We start from the raw sequence: 19,600 nt of genomic DNA on the forward strand, positions 1-19,600 counted from the left end.
AAACGCGTTAACCGAGTTTTTTCTTGACTATTTCTTAATTTAGTTTTATTCTGCTCTACTTAGAATATTATAATATCTTGATTAGGCGATAAGCTAATGGCAAAGAAAAATAAAAACATTTTGGTAAGGTTAGTAAGTACCGCAGGTACAGGCTTTTTTTTAGTAAAAAAGCGTAATCCAAAAACGCAAACCGAAAAGCTTTCTTTTCGTAAATACGATCCAAAAGTAAGAAAACATGTTCTTTTTAAAGAAGAAAAAATAAAATAATCGAAGTAATATATGGCAGTAAAAATTCGTTTAGCTAGAGGCGGTGCTAAAAAGTGTCCTTTTTACCGTGTAGTAGTAGCTAACGCAACCGCACCACGGGATGGTGATTTTTTAGAAAAAGTTGGAACTTATAATCCGATGCTTGCTAAAGATAGTAGTGAGCGTGTAGTTCTAAAGGCGGATCGTGTAGAATATTGGCTTAAATCTGGTGCTAAACCAACAGATAGAGTTGCAAAATTTATCGAGCAAGCCGGTATAGCTCTTCCTGAGAAAGTTAAAAAAGAGATGGAAGTTAAGCTAAAAAACCGTAAAGCTAAACCAAGTAAAAAAGAAGCTAAAGAAGCGTAATGTCATCCTGTGGCTTGACCACGGGATTCAGAAAAAAGCGAGATAACCTAAGCTTTTAATTAGTTCTGCGTATTTTATTTTAGTAAATCTAGTGACTTAGACTTTTAAGTGACTAGATTTCTGCTTTTTCGTTGCGTAAATACCAAATCGTCATTGCGAGCGACTATTAAGGAGCGTGGCAATCTCATGAAATAGTGTAAAATTCCTGAGATTGCTTCGTCGCTTTGCTCCTCGCAATGACGTTTTCAGTTCAAGTAATAAATAAGGAATAAGCCGGATTAGCTCAGTGGTAGAGCAACCGCCTTGTAAGCGGTAGGTCATCAGTTCAAATCCGATATCCGGCACCACCTTTATAGGTGAGAAATTGTAAAAATATTAGATTGCAGCGTTGAGGATTTCCGGCGTTGTTACATGACTCCGATGTCATTTCTGCTTAAGGCCTCTTTGTGTGGATCGAAAGTCGTCATTGCGAGCGAATGAAATGAGCGTGGCAATCCAGGAAAAATAATAAGAAATGTTATAAGTTAGTATTTTTTACTGGATTGCGTACGTACAATTACTTCGTAATTTTCTTGTCATTGCGAGGAAAAACTGTAGGTTTTGACGAAGCAATCTCATCATTATTTTCTGAGATTGCCACGTCGCTTCGCTCCTCGCAATGACGATTTTGCATCCACGCGGGCATGCCACCGCAGGATGACACTAATAATAACGGTTTCAGAGCTATAAAAACACTGTACTGAAACACATAAACCATATCCACCCATTTCAGCGCCCTTAGCTCAGCTGGATAGAGCAACGGATTTCTAATCCGTAGGTCAGAGGTTCGAATCCTTTAGGGCGCGCCACTCTTCATTTTTTGCTACTTGTACGAACGTATCGAACTATGACTCATGATAATAATTTAAAACACAAGAATTCTTACATATTAGGTGTAGGAAAAGCAGGAGCTAAACATTTAGATTTTCAGCACCAGATGTTAAAGCGGCATTCTGTAGAGCAACTTGAAAAAGCTGGTCTAAAAGAAAGCACCATTATCTGGGATATTGGTTGTGGAAATGGTACAATGACTGAGATCATGGCATCTAGAGTAGGTGATAACGGGCAAGTATATGCAGTTGATATTAGCGAGCAACAAATCCAAATAGCCCAGCAAAGAATTAAGAATGCAGGACTCAGAAATGTTACATTTATAGTTAGTGATCTTTACTCACTATCAAATAATGATTATCCCAAAGCCGATATTGTCTATTCTAGATTACTATTAACTATTATTGTTATTATTGTCACCCCGTGGTGGTATTGCCTGCGTGGATCATTTTCTCGTCATTGCGAGGAAAAACTGTAAGTTTTGACGAAGCAATCTCATCATTATTTCCTGAGATTGCCACGTCGCTTCGCTCCTCGCAATGACGACTTGGCATCCACGCGGGCAATGCCTCCCGTGGTAAAGCAACTAGATAACATATCTGTAATCAAAAGTTGAATATACACACCAATTAGTATAAAGCAACTAAAATTAACCAGTTACCAAATTCTTACTTTCAAGATAATCTTTGATCTTCAGCAAATCATACCAAGAGGTGCGTTTTTGGCTAGGTTGGCGGAGTAAATAGGCAGGGTGGAACATTGCCGTAGTCTGGATAGGAGCGGCTAGATATTTATTGGTGTAAAAATAATATTCTTTTCTAATTTTAGTAATACCGGCATTTTTCCCAAGTAGACTAGTTGCAGCAGTGCTACCAACTAAAATAATGAGTTTTGGGTTAACTAAAGCAATATGTTTCTCAACAAAAGGTCTACAAATATCTACTTCCTCTAAAGTTGGCTGCCTATTGGCAGGTGGACGCCAAAACACTGTATTGGTAATATAAGCATTATCTTTTCGTGAAATCCCAATTGCACGCAGCATATTATCAAGTAAATTACCACTTTCACCGCAAAAGGGTATACCTTTTAAATCCTCATTACTGCCAGGAGCTTCACCTATTAACATAATTTTAGCTGCCGGATTACCGTCACCAAATACAGTGTTAGTAGCAAGCTTCTTAAGGTCACAGCCATTAAAATTTAGTAGAGATTCTTTTAGTTCTGCTATATTATTGGCTTTATCGGCAAGTGATCTTGCAAGGCTTATATTATCATGTGTTTTATCGTTCATATTAAACCCGTTTTCTTTTTGAGGCGTAGGTTTTGCTTGTGGCTTTTCAGCCAATTTGGTATTATCGCTTATTTTTAATTTTGGCGGATGCTCTGAGCAATAATATTCAACCCCGATTGCATTTAGCCATTTAAATGTATTATTCATTAAATAAATAAAATATGTTAGAATACTCTGTACCTACTGAACTAAGCGGCTTAAGGCTTGATAAAGCTTTATCTCAACTTCTTGAAAATGTTTCACGCAATCAGATTCAAAAGGCAATTAAAAGTTCTTGTGTACAAATTAATAATGTGATTATTCTCGATTCTGATATTTTGGTCAAGGAGAATGATATTATATTATTTTCTTTCAAAGAACCAGAAGAGCTAACAATCGAGGCAGCTGATATAAAACTTGATATAGTTTATGAAGATGAAGATTTAATAGTTATCAACAAAGCTGCCGGTATGACTGTCCACCCAGGGGCAGGACATCATGATGATACGCTTGTTAATGCCCTACTCCACCATACAAAAAACCTATCCGATATCGGTTCATCAGAAAGACCTGGCATAGTGCATCGTTTAGATAAGGACACGACGGGCTTAATGGTGGTTGCTAAAAATAATAAGGCACATATGTTGCTTGCCAATCAGATTGAGCAAAGGCAGGTCATACGGAAATATCAAGCTTTAGTTTGGGGCGTAATTAATCCACTAGAGGGAACGATTAAGAATAATATAGGTCGCAGTCGAAGCGATCGGCAAAAAATGACGATATTGAAATATGGTGGGAAAGAAGCCGTGACTTACTACAAAACTCTAGAGATATTTTATGGTGGCAGCATTAGTATGGTAGAGTGCAAGCTTGCTACCGGTAGAACTCATCAGATTAGAGTGCAGCTAAGCCATTTAAAGCACTCGGTGGTTGGCGATCAAACATATGGTAATAACGACCGAAAAATTAACCATGCTTCGCCTGAACTAAAGGCAAAATTATTAGATTTTAAATGCCAAGCCCTGCATTCTTGGTATTTAAGCTTTACCCATCCAACCAGTAATGAAGTGATGGAATTTTCTTGTGAAATACCAAAGGACATGGAGGGGTTTACTTTATCAGATGTCATTCCCGCAAAAGCGGGAATCCAGTATAAAGCGAGATAAATCGAGCTTTTCATAACTGTATTTTTAATTACTGGATCTAGTTCCCAAGCCACGGAATGACACCGGTAGATGATCCACCCATAAAAACATAATAATATTATAATTTCTATGCAATATTCTGTACAAGGATTTCTTAACGAAGCAGCTTATAAATTACAACAAATTGGGATTAATAATCCAAAATTAGAAGCACGCATTTTATTGCAGCATGCTATAAATAAACCTCATGAATATCTGCTTGCTAATCCTGAAAAGCAACTAAACCAGCTAGAAATAGAAGCTGTTGAAAAAGTATTAGAAAGAAGACTAAAGCACGAATCGATAGCTTATATTATAGGTGTTAAAGAGTTTTACTCGCGTGAGTTTATCGTTAATAAGCATGTATTAATTCCAAGAAACGATACGGAAATTTTGATAGATGTTGTATTAGGTTTATTCAAATTGTCATTGCGAGCGACTAAAAGGAGCGTGGCAATCTCAGGCAAAATTCCTGAGGTTGCTTCACAGACACCTATAGCGTCTTCTCGCAATGACGCACATACAAAAATACTTGAACTCGGCACGGGTAGCGGTTGCATCTCTATCAGTCTATTACTCGAACTACCGAATAGTCAAATAACCGCAACTGATATAAGCTTTGATGCACTAGAGGTTACAAAAAGTAATGCCATAAAGCATGATGTAACGGATCGTTTGCAAATTATTCATAGCGATTGGTTTGAGAATATTGGAAAACAAAAATTTGATCTTATAGTTAGCAACCCACCATATATATCTATAAACGAAAAGCCTGAAATGGCAATTGAGACAATAAATTATGAGCCATCTATTGCTTTATTTGCCGAAGAAGACGGCTTGCTGAGCTATAAAATCATAGCAGAGAATGCTAAAAAATTTCTAAAGCAAAATGGTAAAATTATATTAGAAATAGGATATAAACAAGCAGATCAAGTTAGCCAAATCTTTTTAGATCATGGTTATGTTATTGATAATATCCATCAAGATTTGCAATCTCATAATAGAGTAATAGAAATATCTTTAATTCAGCTAAATCGCTCATATGCAAGACGCATCGGGAAGAGCCTGTCAACGCTAATTTAGGATAAGGGATAGATAGAAAGCTTATAGATAAAGGGTTTAAAGGAGATTAATGTTGAGTTATGATAGATTTTTTTAATAAAAGATCAGTAACTCAACATGAAAAGATGTATCATAACTGTATATTATTTAGTAGATAATTTTTGTAAAATATATGAAGAATGGATAGAACACCGTCTATTATCAACAAATCAGCAAAGGCATAGAATAGGAAAATTAAGTCTTGCAGAATTGATGACAATAGTCATATATTTTTATCTATCGCCTTGCAAGGACTTTAAAAACTATTATTTATACTACTTACCGCATAAATATAAGGGTTACTTTAATTTACCATGTTATAGTAGAATAGTACAATTATGGCCAAGGTTAATATTGCCATTGTCAATAATGTTGCAATTACTACGAGGTGAAGATACAGGAATATATTTTATTGATTCAACAACACTATCTATTTGTCATGCTAAGCGCACTTCTATAGCTAACGCGACTAGAATTATTCCTTAGAATAATGTAAGATAATGATTTTAACTACGGTAGAGATGAAAGCATACAGTCAGGATTTAAGAGATAAGGTAATCAGTCTTCACAAAACCTCTAAATATAGAATAAAAGCAATATCAGACTTATTAGGTATAGAGCGTCATACGATATCAAATTGGATTAGACGTTATAAAGAAAATGGAGACTACAGCTCAAGACAACATCTGCAAAGTGGACGTGATGCTAGGTTTACTAATAAGGAGAATATAATTGAATTTTTAGCAAATAATCCTGATAGCCGAGCTATAGATATAAGAGATGCAGTAGCGCCCGAGCTGCCAATGAGCACATTTTATGACACGCTTCATAGAATGAAAATTACATATAAAAAAAGAGCCAAAATACAAAGGCAGGGATGAAGAAGCTAGAAAACAATTTGTGGAATATATTGATTAAATAGCATCTGATAAACTTGTGTATTGTGACGAAATGGGGGTAAGTAATAATATAACCATGTTGTACGGATGGTCAAAAAGAGGAACAAGAGCTTACTCAGAGCAAGCAGGTTTTGCTACTGAGCGAGTAAATATAGTGGCTGGTTATAATAAGGGCACCAAAGCATTAATTGCTCCGTTAGAGCATTCCGGTTATATTGATAAGCAATTATTTAATCAGTGGGTAGGTGAGCTATTATGCCCATCACTAAAACCTGGACAATGTGTAATAATGGATAATGCGAGTATTCATAAGTCACCGTTGGTAAAGGAATTAATAGAAAAAGCGGGTTGTACTCTTATTTATCTACCGGTCTATTCTCCAGATTTAAATTCTATTGAACACTGTTGGGCTAATTTTAAAAATTACTTGAGAAAAATTATTAAAAACTTTAAAGATTTTCGTGATGCAATAACGGCAGCAATGGTAAAAACCTTCCCGTGTTAGCTATATTCTATAATCTACGGGAGTAGATTGAGCAATTTTAGTATTGTAATGTAGTAAGTTTACCATTCCTATACCAGGTATAACATCATGTACAGCTCCAGAATATTGATAGTCTATCCGCCAAAAACACTTCAAATCCTGATCATTTGTAATGGGATAGAGTTTTGACAACAAATTGCTAAGATTTTCAATAAAAATTAATAAGTTATGTTAATTTTTACTGATACATTTCTGTGTTGGTCTAATTTTGATATGGAGCTATTGTTAACGATTTTTTATCGTTCATCTAGTTTTTGCATGATGATATTTTTGATTTATGTGGAGTTAGACACGATTTGTAAATGATTTGCAATGCATCGTAAATTCAAACCAATAGCAGAGATTATTGGATTGATAATATCTCCTATCATACCTTTCAAGAAGTTTCTACCCATCCGACCATATTGCTTTAAGTGACCTATTATTGGTTCTATGGCACTGCGTCTCTTGATCATAGACTTGTCCTCTTGTAACAACTTCTTCCGCGTTTTTGGGGTATATACCTTACTCTTCTCCTTTACATTGCTACCACTATACCCAAGATCAACAAATGATTTCTTTATCTTGATTCCAGTGACACTCTCTACTGCTTCAAAGCTCTGATGCAATGTATGACCATCATAAGGATTATTATGAAACGATTTTGCGGATAAAACAAAATTTCTACGACCACTTACTACTACCGCTACTTTATTGCCAAACTCATATGGCTTGTTGCGTTTTCCCTTTCCTATACACTCTACTTCAGGGGCATGAAAACTATATAATACTTTGTTATCTTCTTTATATTGCTTTTTAGCTTCTCTTTTTAAAACAGATTGGTTATGTATTTGTTTTATTTTTTGCAATACTTCTTGATTTTTGAGAGACAAGTTTAATTGCTTATTTTTGATCTCACGCTCACATACTCTAATCAAACGACCCAGTAATATTTTTAAATGCTTCATTATTTTCCAACGCTTCTTGGCTTTACTATGTTCTTTATATTTCCATAGCTTTACTATATCGCGTTTATAGGTTCTAGCGTATGTTTCATTCAAATGTATACCCAAACTGTTGCAAAGCTTTACTATGCTAAGCCTAGCTTTATCCATTAAATAAACATCGTGTGGGTGTTTGATATTCTTAATTTGTACAGTCGTATCAGCGATGATTAATTCCAAATCTTTTTTTTTAATTGTGTTAGTTTTTATCCCAACCCTGATCAACTCCGATAATATCTCATTATATCCAGCTTCACCTAATACACTACGAAACCGTCGTATACTAGTTTCCGAGATAGCTATGTCTTTTTCTATATATTCCCACCCGCAGAAATACTGCCAATACATATTCTCTTTTAGCTCTTCCTCTGATAATGAATCTGAAAAATTATACATTGCTTGTAGCATCGTTATGCCAAGCATCACTCTATGACATTTTCTATTTCTACCAAATTTCTTAATACAAACATTTTTTGATAACCACTCTTCGAGCCTAGACCAATTTATTAATTCTCTTAATTTATATAGCTTATTATTTGGGTTTAATTCTTCTTTTAATTTATAACCAAACAGTTTCCCTTGTTCTTGCGATTTGATAATGTTGTCTATTGGCATTGACTGAAATCCATAAGGTTTATGACCATATTTTATCATTTTCTTACGGATTGTTGTATTACTTCTTGTCTTAAAACCATATTATCTATAAGGCTTGTAGAGTTTTGGCGGACGGACTAAATAGTCTATCCGCCAAAAACACTTCAAATCCTGATCATTTGTAATGGGATAGAGTTTTGACAACAAATTGCTAAGATTTTCAATAAAAATTAATAAGTTATGTTAATTTTTACTGATACATTTCTGTGTTGGTCTAATTTTGATATGGAGCTATTGTTAACGATTTTTTATCGTTCATCTAGTTTTTGCATGATGATATTTTTGATTTATGTGGAGTTAGACACGATTTGTAAATGATTTGCAATGCATCGTAAATTCAAACCAATAGCAGAGATTATTGGATTGATAATATCTCCTATCATACCTTTCAAGAAGTTTCTACCCATCCGACCATATTGCTTTAAGTGACCTATTATTGGTTCTATGGCACTGCGTCTCTTGATCATAGACTTGTCCTCTTGTAACAACTTCTTCCGCGTTTTTGGGGTATATACCTTACTCTTCTCCTTTACATTGCTACCACTATACCCAAGATCAACAAATGATTTCTTTATCTTGATTCCAGTGACACTCTCTACTGCTTCAAAGCTCTGATGCAATGTATGACCATCATAAGGATTATTATGAAACGATTTTGCGGATAAAACAAAATTTCTACGACCACTTACTACTACCGCTACTTTATTGCCAAACTCATATGGCTTGTTGCGTTTTCCCTTTCCTATACACTCTACTTCAGGGGCATGAAAACTATATAATACTTTGTTATCTTCTTTATATTGCTTTTTAGCTTCTCTTTTTAAAACAGATTGGTTATGTATTTGTTTTATTTTTTGCAATACTTCTTGATTTTTGAGAGACAAGTTTAATTGCTTATTTTTGATCTCACGCTCACATACTCTAATCAAACGACCCAGTAATATTTTTAAATGCTTCATTATTTTCCAACGCTTCTTGGCTTTACTATGTTCTTTATATTTCCATAGCTTTACTATATCGCGTTTATAGGTTCTAGCGTATGTTTCATTCAAATGTATACCCAAACTGTTGCAAAGCTTTACTATGCTAAGCCTAGCTTTATCCATTAAATAAACATCGTGTGGGTGTTTGATATTCTTAATTTGTACAGTCGTATCAGCGATGATTAATTCCAAATCTTTTTTTTTAATTGTGTTAGTTTTTATCCCAACCCTGATCAACTCCGATAATATCTCATTATATCCAGCTTCACCTAATACACTACGAAACCGTCGTATACTAGTTTCCGAGATAGCTATGTCTTTTTCTATATATTCCCACCCGCAGAAATACTGCCAATACATATTCTCTTTTAGCTCTTCCTCTGATAATGAATCTGAAAAATTATACATTGCTTGTAGCATCGTTATGCCAAGCATCACTCTATGACATTTTCTATTTCTACCAAATTTCTTAATACAAACATTTTTTGATAACCGCTCTTCGAGCCTAGACCAATTTATTAATTCTCTTAATTTATATAGCTTATTATTTGGGTTTAATTCTTCTTTTAATTTATAACCAAACAGTTTCCCTTGTTCTTGCGATTTGATAATGTTGTCTATTGGCATTGACTGAAATCCATAAGGTTTATGACCATATTTTATCATTTTCTTACGGATTGTTGTATTACTTCTTGTCTTAAAACCATATTATCTATAAGGCTTGTAGAGTTTTGGCGGACGGACTTGATAACGTACAAGCTCAATCTTCTGACTGTATTGCTGTATTGCTTTGATAATAAGGTGTCATCCCCCACTAATAAACACGGTGCTTCCCAATCTATATATTTTGACACTTCCTTATAGATTTCGCTAGGACGAAAATCCTTACTCTTTAACCATCGACTTGCACTATCGTGAGATAGATCTACTGGACTCACTTCAGATAATGCCTTGCTAGTATATCTGACACTACTTGCTTGTAAAAATGATTTATATAAGTCCTTGCTACATTTTGTTCTTGTCATTTTTATCTAAAACTATTTTTCTCTAGATTAACATACTTTTTGCTAAGTGCGAAACTCCTGTATAATTCCCATGATACTTTTCTGTCAAATATGCTAATATGGTAGTTGCTTGCAACTCCGGTGCTGATTCTAGCATTGATTCTATTTCATCCCAGTGCTTCACAAATGGATCCTTACGTGTCCTATATTTACGTATTGTGCGTAATTCGCTTGGATACTTATTAATACGTAAATACTTACGTGCCGTTTTTACACTCATACCTGCTTTTGCAGCAGAAATTATCTGATTATATTTTTTGATCTTTTGCATTAAAATACCTACTTGGTTATTTGTACATGTCATCAGTAATTCTCGAATAATATTTAAATATTTAAAAATAAATTTTTATTCGATTTTACTGTCCATAGTTACTTCTTTTTTATAGGTAATTTTAATGTTCGTTGAGGGTAATTCTAATATTCGTTAGTCATCTTATGTATATAACTGCTTTCTTCCATTCAAGTAGTATATCACGAAGCAGAGCTTCGGGGAATTAAACCCTGAGAGATTAAAAATTGATTATATCTGGCTTAATTAATGTCCCCCTACGGGGATAAAAAATCCCTCGCCTTCAGGCGAAGGGAAGATATAATGAAGTTGCTTTAGCAACGAATTTATAAAAAGATATGAGAAGTTATAGAAAAAATAGTCATAGCCAGTATGATTTAAAAGTACATATTATATGGATACCAAAGTATAGAAAAAGAGCATTGGTAGGAAAAGTAGCTGAGAGAGTCAGGGATTTATTAAGGCAAATTTGCATGGAACATGAAGCATATATAATTTCAGGTAAAGTATCTTGTGATCATGTTCATATATTTATTTCATACCGTCCTCAAGTGGCTTTAAGTAAGCTTGTACAATATCTAAAAGGGAGTAGCTCAAGAATATTATTGCAAGAATTTGCTCATTTAAGGAAACAATTTTGGGGTAATCATTTTTGGGCTAGAGGATATATGGCAGTGAGTTCAGGTAATATTACTGACGAAATGATACAGCAGTATATTGATGAACAAGAAGGTGAGCCAGTAAATGATGATCGATTTCTAATCGATTCCACTTTATAACCCCTCAGCTTATAGCTGAGGGTTGTTTAGTTATAGAACTTTCCAACCCTGAGAGATTAAATATGTATTGCCCTATCGTAAGCAGCTAGGACCGACTCGTGCATCATTTCCGATAAAGTCGGATGCGGGAATATGGTATTAATTAAATCTAGCTCTGTTCCCTCTAAATTCTTTGAAACTACATATCCTTGTATTAATTCGGTAACTTCCGAACCTATCATATGTGCCCCAAGTAACTCACCGGTTTTAGCATCAAATATAGTTTTGACCAATCCTTCAGCGTCACCGCCAACTAGAGCTTTACCATTCGCCATAAAAGGAAACCTACCGATTTTTAGTTCATGACCTAAGGCTTTTGCAGCTTCTTCCGTCAAACCAACACTTGCTATTTGCGGTAAAGAATAAGTGCAGCCAGGGATATTGTGCTTATTGATAGCATGAGGCTTTAAGCCTGCAATGTTTTCCGCTGCAATAATGCCCTCATGGCTTGCTTTATGTGCTAAACAAGGTGCACCTGCTACGTCACCTATTGCGTAAATCCCTGATTCTGCTGTTTGCATCAAGCCGTTAGTAACTATATAGCCGTTTTCTACTTTAACTTTTGTTTTCTCTAACCCTAAATTTTCAGTATTTGCTACAATACCTACTGCCATAAGCAGAATTTCAGCTTGTAATTTTTGTGTTTTACCAGCTAGCTCTAGTTCGATTTCTAAACCATCTTTTGATTTTGTTTGCTTAATTAGCTTAGCATTTGCAATAATTTTTATGCCTTTCTTCTCAAAAATTTTATGGGCAAGGTTTGAAATCTCTATATCTTCCACCGGTAATATTTTGCTATGAGCTTCAATTACTGTAACATCCACCCCAATAGCATTATAAAATGAGGCGAATTCTATACCAATTGCACCTGAACCTACTATAATCATAGATTTCGGCACATGCTGCGGTATCATAGCTTCCTTTGAAGTCCAAATTTGTTTACCATCTGGCTCAAATCCTTTTAAAACTCTAGCTCTTGCTCCGGTAGCGATAATAATATTATCTGCTTTTATTTTAAGGTTATCATTAATATTTATTACCTTATTTGCTTCAAGCTTTGCTACTCCATCTATAACAGTAACTTTATTTTTCTTAAGTAGCATCTTAACGCCGCCAGCTAGCTTATTTGAAATTTCTCTAGAACGCTCAACTATCTTCTTAATATCGATTTTAGCAGAACCAGCATCAACGCCATAATCTTTAGCGTGTTTTATATACTCAAACACTTCAGCAGATTTAAGCAAAGATTTCGTCGGAATACATCCCCAATTAAGACACACTCCGCCTAAATGTTCTTTCTCTATTAATACAACTTTTTTCTTTAATTGTGCTGCTCTAATTGCAGCAACATATCCGCCAGGTCCACCACCTATCACGGCTATATCATACTGTTCCATTTTATTTTTATTTTATTGGTTGGGTTATTTTGGTTACTTGGTGTCACAGGCATTAACGTCATTGCGAGGAGAGGCAAAGCCTTGACGTGGCAATCTCATAAAACAGTACTATATTTCTGAGATTGCCACGCCACTTTCAGTGGCTCGCAATGACGGAAATAGGGATGACATTAGGCTATACTACTTTTTAAGAACCACCTATTTTTCTCGTGTACTTTAATCCGTCCAATAATCATATCGGCGGTTCCCTCATCACCTTCTGCTTGTGCGATTTTTAAACCTTTATATAAAGTATCTATTATAATATCTTGATCTTTTACAAGGCTTTTTAGCATTTCATTTGCAGAAGCATTAGGGTTCGGCTCACTTATAGATGCTAGTTTTATCAAATTTGATAATGCCGGAACTTTAGCATCTAAAGTTCTTATTCGTTCAGCTAGCTCATCTAGACTTTCAGCTAAATCTTCATATTGTCCTTCAAATAATAAATGTAGGCTTCTAAATTCAGCCCCTTCAACATTCCAATGACAATTTTGTGTTTTGAAATATAAGGCGTAGCTATCTGCTAAAACCTGTTCTAAAGCTTTTATTACTTGCATAGTTATACTCCTATAAACGCCAATTTAGGATAAGAGAAGTTGTTCTGGAGCTAAAGCATCAAGTTTTATACGAGATTTAGTGATAGCATAAGAAGTAACACAAGCTAGAATATGCACCAAGAAATTAAATACTGATTCAATGATGCTCCTCGCAGCAGAGCTACGAGGTATCTAAAAAAGTTTTAGTTGTTTCTTATGATATCACGAAGCAGAGCTTCGGGGAATTAAACCCTGAGAGATTAAAAAAAGTGGCGAGTGTATCAATCTATAATTTATATTATATATCAAATAATTTACTTTAAATTGTAGAAATATCGCTTTTAAGCTGATAAAAGCACTAAATATTTAACTTTAAATATAAATTTTTACTTTAGTCAGAAAAATTAGAATTTTTGTCAAAACTTCAGAATAAAACCATGAAACCAGAATTCTTTGATACGGCTATGCGAAAAAAGATTTATACAGATCTTGATGATTTACAATTAGATCTTGATATTTGGTTAGAGCATTTCAATAATGAAAGACCTCATTCTGGTAAATATTGTTATGGTAAAACTCCTATGCAAACTTTTCAGGATAGTAAGAAATTCTGTTGAAAAGAATAATGAAATCTTGTATCTTGAATATGTATCTGACAGTCAAAATTTAACTGACAATCAGGTGCGAAATGTATAGTGTCTGTAAGATGAAATCTTGACTTCTACAGTCGCTACGCTCCCCGCAATGACAGCAGTAAAATCATAACCCCATTAAGCTTTTTGCAAAATCGTGTCGATTAAATATTGTCAAATCTTCTAGCTGTTCACCTATACCAATAAAATATATCGGTAAATTAAATCTCTGCACCACCCCGACAATCACACCAGCTTTAGCACTGCCGTCAAGCTTGGTTACAATAAGACCGGTTAAATTAGTAGCCTCGTTAAAATGCTCCACTTGGTTATAGGTATTTTGTCCAGTAATAGCATCTATCACTAAAACGCTATGAGTAGGGAGGTCCTCGTCTACTTTCTTGATAACTTTCACAATCTTAGTAAGCTCATCCATTAAGTTCTTTTTATTGTGAAGTCTGCCTGCCGTGTCGATAAAAAGTATATCGATATTTTGCTTAATTGACTCTTCTACTGCTCTGTAAGCAACGCTTGCAGGATCTGCTGCCTCTTCGCCGGTAATAAGCAAAGCTTTTGCTCTTGTTACCCAGCTATCTAACTGATTTACGGCGGCGGCTCTGAACGTATCACATGCGGCAACTGCTACTTTTTTACCCTGCATTCCATACATTGCAGCAAGCTTACCGATAGTGGTTGTTTTACCTGCACCATTAACACCGCATACTAAAACCACGTTTAGTTTATTTTCATTTAAAGTGAAAGGAATTTCTGATTCTAATAATTGCTGTTCAATAAGATTTGCTAAAGTTTCTTTTATTTCGGTAGTTTCAACTTCTTTATCGAATTTGAGCGATTTAAAATCTTCGATAATTTTAGCTGCTACCAAACTTCCCATGTCAGTCGAAATTAATAGCTCTTCCAATTCCTCTAATGTTTCTGCATCCAGTTTTTTCTTATAAAATATCTTATCAATACCTGCTGATATTTTACCTGAGGTCTTAGATAAACCTTGCTTTAATTTGCTAAATATCGAAATCATTTTTTGTTTATATTTATTCTAAAATGCGTTGTTATACTTATGATCTGTGATTCTTTAACTTTTTTTATATGGATCGAAAAGTATTTTTCAATCGCTCGCAATAACGATTCGTTATCCATGCAATAACGCTGACTTAAGCACTTCCTACTTGGGAAGAGAAATGTGCCTCATCAATACCTAAATGCTTTAATGCATTATGCCATTTATTTGCAGGATTATCAGCAAAAATAAATTCTTTATCACAATCCATAACTAGCCATAGATTTTCTTCTAGCTCTTTTTCAAGCTGCCCTGCTTTCCACCCAGTATATCCTACAATTAATAAGCTGTTTTTAGGTCCTTTACCAAAAGCTATATCTGCTGAAATTTCTAAATTAGAGCTTACTACTAAATCATTATGAAAATCTAATAATAAGTTTTTATTATAATCTGTGGAATGCAAAAAGAATCCCTTTTCATGCTCTACAGGTCCGCCAAGATATATAGGTACCATAACAGGATTTACTATTTCATCATTTTTTATTTTAAAAAATGACTTTAAATCTATATGATTTACTAAACGATTAAACATTAATCCTATTGCACCTTCTTCTGTATGTGATAACATATAAATCAAGGATTTATGGTAGATACCTTTTGTAATTACATACGGTGTTGAAACTAGTGTTTTACCGGATAGGTTATAAAAGATCTTATCATTCATAATAAAACTAGTATTATATATTTATTAAGTATATAAGATTTAAATTCAATTATTCAATAGAAGTTAACAATAATGATCACATTTTTTGATATTACTATTTTTTCTATTATCACACTTTTTTCGTTTTTTGGATTATACCAAGGGATAATAGGTTTTTCGACAAGAATACTCGGTTTTATTACCTCGATAATGTTGACATATTTCTTATATCCACATATTTCGCAAATGTAGAAGTCAAGATTTGATCTTACAGACACTATAAATTTCGCACCTGATTGTCAGTTAAATTTTGACTGTCAGATATATATTCAAGATACAAGATTTCATTATTCTTTTCAACAGCTAATTTCTTACTATCCTGAAAACTGAAGTTTTGACAAAAAATTTTTAATGATGCTCCTCGCAGCAGAGCTACGAGGTATCTAAAAAAGTTTTAGTTGTTTCTTATGATATCACGAAGCAGAGCTTCGGGGAATTAAACCCTGAGAGATTAAACCCTGAGAGATTAATCTCCTATGAAGAACTCGGCCGCAAGCGACCGAGTTTCAAAACAGGTTAAACTGCTTTGTTTCTTTTTCAATTTTATCCATTGCGTTTAGTTGATTTTGGTATCCACACAAAGTGATACATTATTCTAAAAACATGATGACTATTACGCCTCAATTCCATTCTACTAAATTATAATATGCCAACGCTTATATTATAACGCTATCCATCTAGGGAGCAAGCTCCCTAGATTTTCGCTATGCGGTTAAAACGACGCACTGCAAGTGCGGGGTTTTTCTCCCAAAATTGGGACAATAAAACCATGAAACAAGAATTCTTTGATACGGCTATGCGAAAAAAGATTTATACAGAGCTTGATGATTTACAATTAGATCTTGATATTTGGTTAGAGCATTTCAATAATGAAAGACCTCATTCTGGTAAATATTGTTATGGTAAAACTCCTATGCAAACTTTTCAGGATAGTAAGAAATTAGCTGTTGAAAAGAATAATGAAATCTTGTATCTTGAATGTGTATCTGACAGTCAAAATTTAACTGACAATCAGGTGCGAAATTTATAGTGTCTGTAAGATCAAATCTTGACTTCTACAACCCACCAAACTGTTCTTTAATAATACGATCTTCTAAAGTATGATTCTTATTAAAGAGCAGTTTGATAGATTTATCGTTAGTTGATTTAATAGTAACTGATTTTATATTACTAAATTCTTGAAAATCAGCAGTGGCATTTACTGGTCTTTTATTTGTATTAAGTATTTCAAATTTAATGGAAGCTGAAGACGGCAATAATGCCCCATGCCATCTACGTGGTCTAAATGAACATATAGGGGTTAGGCATAGCATATTCGACTCTAGAGGGAGAATATGACCACCGGCAGATAAATTATAGGCACTGCTACCTGCTGGTGTTGCAACTAAAGCTCCATCTGCTACTAGTGCACTCATTCGCTCTACGCCGTTTACTTCAATTCTCAATTTAGCTGCTTGATTAGTTTTGCGGAATATCGATACTTCATTAATCGCAAGAGCTTTATGTATTTGACCATCTACGTCTTCAGCCTGCATTAAAAGAGGATTAAGAGTAGAAGCAGTACTTTCTTGAATATTTTGTAGTATATTTTTAATATCCAAAGGATTCATCAGAAAGCCGAGACTGCCTAAATTAACACCATAAAAAGGTATGTTTAAATGCATATAACGATGTATATTATGCAATAACTCCCCGTCCCCGCCGGCTACCATGATTACGTCCGCATCTTCTACGTCACAATAAGTATAAAGTTTTTTTATTTCCTCTATACTACTTGAAGATTTAGAATTTTCATTATAAACTAATGCTATTTTATTCATATTCATTGTGAATTTCTTTTTTAAAGATAGACGCTTAAGCAATAATAAGTTATAAGATATATACCTTTAATACTTCAAGATTTGGCAAGCCAAATTTCGGGATTCGTCTTTGCTCACGTAGTTTCTCTACGTTCCGCAGACTCACCGCTTATTGACTTACCAACTTTTGAAGTATTCGCGGTATGCAATAATAAATATAATAATTATAGAAATTAATATGTCGTCATTCAATATCAAAAATCATAAAAATGATTTACTATTTATACCTCTTGGTGGTTCTAACGAAATAGGTATGAATTTTAATCTGTATCATTATAAAGGTAAATGGCTAATTATTGATTGTGGTAGCGGTTTTGCTGATGATTATTTACCGGGCGTTGATATGATGATTGCAGATAGCAGTTTCATTGAAAAATATAAAAAAGATATAGTCGGAATGATCATAACTCATGCTCATGAAGATCATTTGGGCGGAGTACAATATTTATGGAATAGTCTTAAATGTCCTATTTATACTACTACTTTCACAGCACATTTTTTAAAAATTCGTTTAAGCGAATATGATTTTGCTAAAAATATTAAAATTCATGAAGTAACACCAGGAGGTAAAATAGATTTAGCTCCTTTTTCGCTGGAAATGGTACCATTAACCCACTCAGCACCTGAGATGCAAGCAATTATGATCCGCACGGAAGCCGGTAATATCTTACATACTGGCGACTGGAAATTTGATAACGATCCAGTGCTAGGCAAAAAAGCCGATGAAGAGCTTTTAAAATCTTATGGGGACGAGGGAGTACTTGCGTTAGTTTGCGATTCTACCAACGTCTTTAATAAAGGAAGCTCCGGTTCTGAGGGATATGTTAGAAAAAGCTTAATAGATATTATAGCTGGCTGCCCGCAAATGGTAGTAGTTTCAACTTTTGCTTCTAATCTAGCTCGTCTTGATACCATAATTCATGCTGCTCAACTTGCAGGTAGAAAAGTAGCCCTAACTGGCAGAAGCTTGCACCGCATTAAGCTTGCAGCCGAAGAAAGCGGTTATTTTAAAGATATTGCACCTTTAATTAGTGAACGTGATGTTAGTAGATTCAGAAGAGAAGAGCTATTAATAATTGCTACCGGCTGTCAAGGTGAGCCGTTAGCTGCTACTGCAAAACTAGCCTCTAACTCTCACCAGTCAATAAAGCTTGCTCCTAAAGACACCATGATCTTTTCTTCAAAAATTATACCTGGTAATGAAAAGAAAATATTCAGGCTATTTAATATATTCGTAAAAAGCGGTGTAGAAGTAATTACCGAACGAGACCATTTCGTGCATGTATCAGGTCACCCTTCTGTTGATGAGCTACAAAAAATGTATTCTTTAATTAGACCAAATATTTGTATACCTGTACATGGTGAGCCAGTACATATTCATGAGCATGTTAAACTTGCTAAGAAAAACGGCATAAAACAAGCAGTGGAAGTTGAGAATGGTAGCGTGGTGCTACTTGAACCTAACAATGCGAAAGTGATTGCAAAAGTTGAAAGTGGTTATTTAGCTGTCGATGGTAACTATTTACTCCCTGTAGAATCACCTATTTTTAAAGCTAGAAGACGTATGCGTGAGTCTGGTACAGTAATAGCCTCGATTGTAATTGATCAAAAAGGCTTGCTTGCCGCAAAGCCGATATTATCTATGCCAGGTTTACTTGATGCAAATGAAGATATGCAATTGATTAATATAATTAAAAATGACATCGCAGGGCTTATTAAAACACAGCAGAGCCAAGCTAAAAAAACTTTATCTAAAGAACAGATAGAAGAAAAAATAAAATCTACGATACGAAAAACTCTCAAACAAGAAATTAATAAATCCCCTGCGATAATAGTTAATATCGAAAAAGCTATAGAGTAGTTTTTTCGGCTCTGTTTCATCAATTGTGTAAATTTCGTGAGCCAATGATGCTCCTCGCAGCAGAGCTACGAGGTATCTAGTCTATCCGCCAAAAACACTTCAAATCCTGATCATTTGTAATGGGATAGAGTTTTGACAACAAATTGCTAAGATTTTCAATAAAAATTAATAAGTTATGTTAATTTTTACTGATACATTTCTGTGTTGGTCTAATTTTG

Annotated in this window: 17 protein-coding genes, 2 tRNA genes and 8 pseudogenes; 15 read left to right on the forward strand and 12 right to left on the reverse strand. The window is 34.5% G+C overall.

Annotation, left to right across the window (positions count from 1 at the left end):
• Window positions 1-96: 96 nt before the first annotated feature.
• From rpmG to AAHI98_RS09810, 5 genes are all read left to right on the forward strand, one after another.
• A complete protein-coding gene (rpmG, locus tag AAHI98_RS09790) occupies window positions 97-267 on the forward strand; it encodes a 50S ribosomal protein L33 (RefSeq protein WP_011478029.1) in 171 nt (56 codons plus the stop codon).
• Between the two features lie 12 nt (window positions 268-279).
• A complete protein-coding gene (gene rpsP / locus AAHI98_RS09795; RefSeq protein WP_342225760.1) occupies window positions 280-615 on the forward strand; it encodes a 30S ribosomal protein S16 in 336 nt (111 codons plus the stop codon).
• Between the two features lie 272 nt (window positions 616-887).
• Window positions 888-962: transfer RNA gene (locus AAHI98_RS09800), tRNA-Thr, on the forward strand.
• A 424-nt stretch (window positions 963-1,386) separates the two neighbouring features.
• A tRNA-Arg gene (locus AAHI98_RS09805) sits at window positions 1,387-1,463 on the forward strand.
• A 38-nt stretch (window positions 1,464-1,501) separates the two neighbouring features.
• Complete coding sequence (locus tag AAHI98_RS09810) at window positions 1,502-1,963, forward strand: class I SAM-dependent methyltransferase (RefSeq protein ID WP_342225761.1); 462 nt, start codon at window positions 1,502-1,504, stop codon at window positions 1,961-1,963.
• Between the two features lie 171 nt (window positions 1,964-2,134).
• On the opposite strand, the gene AAHI98_RS09815 is transcribed toward AAHI98_RS09810, so the two are convergent.
• A complete protein-coding gene (locus tag AAHI98_RS09815) occupies window positions 2,135-2,923 on the reverse strand; it encodes a uracil-DNA glycosylase family protein (RefSeq protein ID WP_342225762.1) in 789 nt (262 codons plus the stop codon).
• 14 nt (window positions 2,924-2,937) lie between these two features.
• On the opposite strand from AAHI98_RS09815, the gene AAHI98_RS09820 reads away from it, so the two are divergent.
• The 5 genes and pseudogenes from AAHI98_RS09820 to AAHI98_RS09835 all read left to right on the forward strand — a co-directional run bounded on the left by AAHI98_RS09820 (window position 2,938) and on the right by AAHI98_RS09835 (window position 6,444).
• A complete protein-coding gene (locus AAHI98_RS09820; RefSeq protein WP_342225763.1) occupies window positions 2,938-3,921 on the forward strand; it encodes an RluA family pseudouridine synthase in 984 nt (327 codons plus the stop codon).
• Window positions 3,922-4,029: 108 nt separating this feature from the next.
• Window positions 4,030-5,016 (forward strand): annotated as a pseudogene (trmB, locus tag AAHI98_RS09825) (bifunctional peptide chain release factor N(5)-glutamine methyltransferase PrmC/tRNA (guanosine(46)-N7)-methyltransferase TrmB); the annotation flags it as partial.
• Between the two features lie 102 nt (window positions 5,017-5,118).
• Window positions 5,119-5,496: pseudogene (locus AAHI98_RS18175) on the forward strand (transposase family protein); the annotation flags it as partial.
• A 44-nt stretch (window positions 5,497-5,540) separates the two neighbouring features.
• On the forward strand, window positions 5,541-5,921 hold the full coding sequence (locus AAHI98_RS09830) for an IS630 transposase-related protein (protein WP_342225764.1): 381 nt from the start codon (window positions 5,541-5,543) through the stop codon (window positions 5,919-5,921).
• Window positions 5,922-5,976: 55 nt separating this feature from the next.
• Window positions 5,977-6,444, forward strand: a complete 468-nt coding sequence (locus AAHI98_RS09835; RefSeq protein WP_342225765.1) for an IS630 family transposase — start codon at window positions 5,977-5,979, stop codon at window positions 6,442-6,444.
• Between the two features lie 3 nt (window positions 6,445-6,447).
• Here AAHI98_RS09835 and AAHI98_RS09840 read toward each other — a convergent pair.
• The 5 genes and pseudogenes from AAHI98_RS09840 to AAHI98_RS09860 form a co-directional block, all read right to left on the reverse strand.
• A pseudogene (locus AAHI98_RS09840) lies at window positions 6,448-6,561 on the reverse strand (IS701 family transposase); the annotation flags it as partial.
• Between the two features lie 197 nt (window positions 6,562-6,758).
• A complete protein-coding gene (locus AAHI98_RS09845) occupies window positions 6,759-8,120 on the reverse strand; it encodes an IS5 family transposase (RefSeq protein ID WP_342224717.1) in 1,362 nt (453 codons plus the stop codon).
• A 287-nt stretch (window positions 8,121-8,407) separates the two neighbouring features.
• Window positions 8,408-9,769, reverse strand: a complete 1,362-nt coding sequence (locus AAHI98_RS09850) for an IS5 family transposase (protein WP_342225295.1) — start codon at window positions 9,767-9,769, stop codon at window positions 8,408-8,410.
• A 78-nt stretch (window positions 9,770-9,847) separates the two neighbouring features.
• Window positions 9,848-10,128, reverse strand: a pseudogene (locus tag AAHI98_RS09855) (IS701 family transposase); the annotation flags it as partial.
• A 22-nt stretch (window positions 10,129-10,150) separates the two neighbouring features.
• On the reverse strand, window positions 10,151-10,471 hold the full coding sequence (locus tag AAHI98_RS09860; RefSeq protein ID WP_342225768.1) for a hypothetical protein: 321 nt from the start codon (window positions 10,469-10,471) through the stop codon (window positions 10,151-10,153).
• Window positions 10,472-10,794: 323 nt separating this feature from the next.
• Between AAHI98_RS09860 and tnpA the strand changes: the two genes are divergently transcribed.
• On the forward strand, window positions 10,795-11,235 hold the full coding sequence (tnpA, locus tag AAHI98_RS09865; RefSeq protein WP_342225002.1) for an IS200/IS605 family transposase: 441 nt from the start codon (window positions 10,795-10,797) through the stop codon (window positions 11,233-11,235).
• Window positions 11,236-11,291: 56 nt separating this feature from the next.
• Here the strand turns inward: tnpA and lpdA are convergent, their stop codons facing one another.
• On the reverse strand, window positions 11,292-12,671 hold the full coding sequence (lpdA, locus tag AAHI98_RS09870) for a dihydrolipoyl dehydrogenase (protein WP_342225769.1): 1,380 nt from the start codon (window positions 12,669-12,671) through the stop codon (window positions 11,292-11,294).
• A gap of 170 nt (window positions 12,672-12,841) precedes the next feature.
• Window positions 12,842-13,270 carry a Dps family protein gene (locus tag AAHI98_RS09875; protein ID WP_342225770.1) on the reverse strand — a complete coding sequence of 143 codons (429 nt, stop codon included), beginning with the start codon at window positions 13,268-13,270 and terminating at the stop codon, window positions 12,842-12,844.
• Window positions 13,271-13,677: 407 nt separating this feature from the next.
• On the opposite strand from AAHI98_RS09875, the pseudogene AAHI98_RS09880 reads away from it, so the two are divergent.
• A pseudogene (locus AAHI98_RS09880) lies at window positions 13,678-13,945 on the forward strand (integrase core domain-containing protein); the annotation flags it as partial.
• Between the two features lie 63 nt (window positions 13,946-14,008).
• On the opposite strand, the gene ftsY reads toward AAHI98_RS09880, so the two are convergent.
• Together ftsY and AAHI98_RS09890 are read right to left on the reverse strand one after the other, a co-directional pair.
• Window positions 14,009-14,920 (reverse strand): signal recognition particle-docking protein FtsY, encoded by a 912-nt coding sequence (ftsY, locus tag AAHI98_RS09885; protein ID WP_342225771.1) that lies wholly within the window; start codon window positions 14,918-14,920, stop codon window positions 14,009-14,011.
• 133 nt (window positions 14,921-15,053) lie between these two features.
• Window positions 15,054-15,623 carry a YqgE/AlgH family protein gene (locus AAHI98_RS09890; protein WP_342225772.1) on the reverse strand — a complete coding sequence of 190 codons (570 nt, stop codon included), beginning with the start codon at window positions 15,621-15,623 and terminating at the stop codon, window positions 15,054-15,056.
• Window positions 15,624-15,695: 72 nt separating this feature from the next.
• Here AAHI98_RS09890 and AAHI98_RS09895 point away from each other — a divergent pair.
• Window positions 15,696-15,851 (forward strand): annotated as a pseudogene (locus tag AAHI98_RS09895) (CvpA family protein); the annotation flags it as partial.
• 571 nt (window positions 15,852-16,422) lie between these two features.
• Window positions 16,423-16,692, forward strand: a pseudogene (locus AAHI98_RS09900) (integrase core domain-containing protein); the annotation flags it as partial.
• 25 nt (window positions 16,693-16,717) lie between these two features.
• Here AAHI98_RS09900 and AAHI98_RS09905 read toward each other — a convergent pair.
• Window positions 16,718-17,488 carry an NAD kinase gene (locus AAHI98_RS09905; RefSeq protein WP_342226169.1) on the reverse strand — a complete coding sequence of 257 codons (771 nt, stop codon included), beginning with the start codon at window positions 17,486-17,488 and terminating at the stop codon, window positions 16,718-16,720.
• 46 nt (window positions 17,489-17,534) lie between these two features.
• Window positions 17,535-17,673: pseudogene (locus tag AAHI98_RS09910) on the reverse strand (palindromic element RPE5 domain-containing protein); the annotation flags it as partial.
• A 26-nt stretch (window positions 17,674-17,699) separates the two neighbouring features.
• Here AAHI98_RS09910 and AAHI98_RS09915 point away from each other — a divergent pair.
• On the forward strand, window positions 17,700-19,382 hold the full coding sequence (locus AAHI98_RS09915; RefSeq protein ID WP_342226170.1) for a ribonuclease J: 1,683 nt from the start codon (window positions 17,700-17,702) through the stop codon (window positions 19,380-19,382).
• The last annotated feature ends 218 nt before the right edge of the window (window positions 19,383-19,600 follow it).

Origin of the sequence: Rickettsia endosymbiont of Urophora cardui, from assembly GCF_964030725.1 — a bacterium.
Lineage (GTDB): Bacteria > Pseudomonadota > Alphaproteobacteria > Rickettsiales > Rickettsiaceae > Rickettsia.

Bases quoted from the DNA above. Each gene is read 5' to 3' on its own strand.
- AAHI98_RS09890 (WP_342225772.1), bottom strand. From the start codon at position 15,623: ATGAATGATAAGATCTTTTATAACCTATCCGGTAAAACACTAGTTTCA.
- lpdA (WP_342225769.1), bottom strand. From the start codon at position 12,671: ATGGAACAGTATGATATAGCCGTGATAGGTGGTGGACCTGGCGGATAT.
- AAHI98_RS09905 (WP_342226169.1), bottom strand. From the start codon at position 17,488: ATGAATATGAATAAAATAGCATTAGTTTATAATGAAAATTCTAAATCT.
- AAHI98_RS09850 (WP_342225295.1), bottom strand. From the start codon at position 9,769: ATGATAAAATATGGTCATAAACCTTATGGATTTCAGTCAATGCCAATA.
- tnpA (WP_342225002.1), top strand. From the start codon at position 10,795: ATGAGAAGTTATAGAAAAAATAGTCATAGCCAGTATGATTTAAAAGTA.
- AAHI98_RS09915 (WP_342226170.1), top strand. From the start codon at position 17,700: ATGTCGTCATTCAATATCAAAAATCATAAAAATGATTTACTATTTATA.
- AAHI98_RS09875 (WP_342225770.1), bottom strand. From the start codon at position 13,270: ATGCAAGTAATAAAAGCTTTAGAACAGGTTTTAGCAGATAGCTACGCC.
- AAHI98_RS09860 (WP_342225768.1), bottom strand. From the start codon at position 10,471: ATGACATGTACAAATAACCAAGTAGGTATTTTAATGCAAAAGATCAAA.
- AAHI98_RS09830 (WP_342225764.1), top strand. From the start codon at position 5,541: ATGATTTTAACTACGGTAGAGATGAAAGCATACAGTCAGGATTTAAGA.
- rpmG (WP_011478029.1), top strand. From the start codon at position 97: ATGGCAAAGAAAAATAAAAACATTTTGGTAAGGTTAGTAAGTACCGCA.
- AAHI98_RS09820 (WP_342225763.1), top strand. From the start codon at position 2,938: ATGTTAGAATACTCTGTACCTACTGAACTAAGCGGCTTAAGGCTTGAT.
- ftsY (WP_342225771.1), bottom strand. From the start codon at position 14,920: ATGATTTCGATATTTAGCAAATTAAAGCAAGGTTTATCTAAGACCTCA.
- AAHI98_RS09810 (WP_342225761.1), top strand. From the start codon at position 1,502: ATGACTCATGATAATAATTTAAAACACAAGAATTCTTACATATTAGGT.
- AAHI98_RS09815 (WP_342225762.1), bottom strand. From the start codon at position 2,923: ATGAATAATACATTTAAATGGCTAAATGCAATCGGGGTTGAATATTAT.
- rpsP (WP_342225760.1), top strand. From the start codon at position 280: ATGGCAGTAAAAATTCGTTTAGCTAGAGGCGGTGCTAAAAAGTGTCCT.
- AAHI98_RS09845 (WP_342224717.1), bottom strand. From the start codon at position 8,120: ATGATAAAATATGGTCATAAACCTTATGGATTTCAGTCAATGCCAATA.